Raw genomic sequence first — 1,717 nt, forward strand, 5'->3', positions numbered from 1 at the left:
CGTAAATAGAGAACGATATATCGACCGTCTTTTTTCTGGCGATACGGATAAAGACAAGTATTCGAAATGAGGTGAGATTAGCTCGCTTTGTGCTCCCAAAGCATTAACACGATAACTAGACCAAGGGTAATTAGATGGGTGGGCCACCATATTGGCCCGAACAGGATTTAGCTCGATATATCGATAGCAAGTTAGTAAATAGAGAGCTGAGTCAATAAGAGACGCTTTATAACGCCCTTCCCACAACGTACCCGTTCGGCGGTACTTTTTATTAAAGTACTGAACATAGTAACGCCCAATATTCTGTATTGTTTTTGATATGCCGTCTTCCACTTGAGGTGTAATCAGCAAATGTACGTGATTGGTCATCAAGACATAAGCATGTACTTCACAAGAGTATGCTCGACACGCGTCATTCAGTTTATCTAGATAGAACAAATAATCGTCATTTTGATGAAAAATCGCTTCACGGTTATTACCTCTAATAATCACGCGCTGCGGATGGCCTGGAATCACAAACCGGGGTAATCTCGCCATATTGACCTCCCTGTCTTCTGGCGTTGAACACTAAATCTACACTAACTTTTCAGCAGCTTCTTTTCAACGGAGTCAGACTCGATTGGTTTTCAATCGAGTCTGACTCCGTTGAAAAAGATACACTAGCTCTGATTATTCTTTATAATCCCAGCATTCGAATTTATACAAGCAGTTATTACCATGAACACTCCTACACAGATTACTGTTGCTTATCAGGGAATTGAGGGTGCTTATTCGCACTTGGCCTGTAAGAAGGTCTTTCCTGATCATCGTGCCCTCGCTTGCGAGAACTTTCAAAGCGCTATTCAGCTGGTGGAACAAGGCCAGGCTGACTATGCGATGATCCCGCTTGAGAATTCGACCGCCGGGCGTGTTGAGGAGATTTATCGTTTATTACCCAATACGCATTTGAGCATTATTGCCGAGCACTTTGAGCCGGTGAATCATTGCTTGCTTGCCCTACCCGGAACTCAACTTGAGGCGATTAAGACAGTGTCTTCTCATCCTCAAGCTTTGGCGCAGTGCTTTCATCGTTTGGAAGCTTTAAAGATCACCCCTTTAGTGGCGATGGATACGGCTTTGTCTGCTAAGGACTTGGCGTCTAAGAAAGATGCGCAATCGGTTTACGGTAGCCATGGCGCGATAGCTTCTACTTTGGCGGCAGAGCTGTATGGGCTAGATGTGATCGCAGAGAGCTTTCAGGATGTGGGCGGCAACACGACGCGCTTTATTGTTTTGGCTAAGCAAGCTATTGATGCCGACTATGATCCGAAGCAGCATTATATTTCGAGCTTGTTGTTTTCGGTCAGAAATATACCGGCGGCTTTGTATAAGGCTCTCGGTGGTTTTGCCACCAACGGTGTCAATATGATCAAGCTTGAGAGCTATATGGATGGTGGAACCATGGAAGCGAGTCATTTTCATATTGATGTCGATGGACATTATCGTCAGCAAGCGCTTCAGAATGCTTTGGAAGAATTGAACTTTTTCGCGAAGGAGGTACGGATATTGGGTTCGTATCCGGCGCATAAGTATCGTCGGAAGCATGAGTTTGTGTGAGATTTTTGTAGGCGGCCCCGCCTTGTCTACTTCGGATTATTCCCATACATACAAAAAGCCTCATATGAGGCTTTTTTTGATTTCATTACGTTTAGAAGTTGCGAACTAAACGCAAACCAAA

At 44.4% G+C, this 1,717-nt stretch carries 2 protein-coding genes; one reads left to right on the top strand and one right to left on the bottom strand.

All coding sequences use genetic code 11. The annotated features are described in order from the left end of the window. On the bottom strand, window positions 1–537 hold a 537-nt coding region (locus A3761_RS24100), incomplete at its 3' end, for a transposase (RefSeq protein ID WP_068751059.1). Between the two features lie 180 nt (window positions 538–717). Here A3761_RS24100 and A3761_RS24105 point away from each other — a divergent pair. Beyond that, window positions 718–1,596, top strand: a complete 879-nt coding sequence (locus A3761_RS24105) for a prephenate dehydratase (RefSeq protein WP_068506680.1) — start codon at window positions 718–720, stop codon at window positions 1,594–1,596. The last annotated feature ends 121 nt before the right edge of the window (window positions 1,597–1,717 follow it).

The sequence above is a fragment of the Oleiphilus sp. HI0123 genome (assembly GCF_001635315.1).

Excerpts from the sequence above, each read along its gene's own strand:
- A3761_RS24105 (WP_068506680.1), top strand. The coding sequence starts at position 718 with ATGAACACTCCTACACAGATTACTGTTGCTTATCAGGGAATTGAGGGT.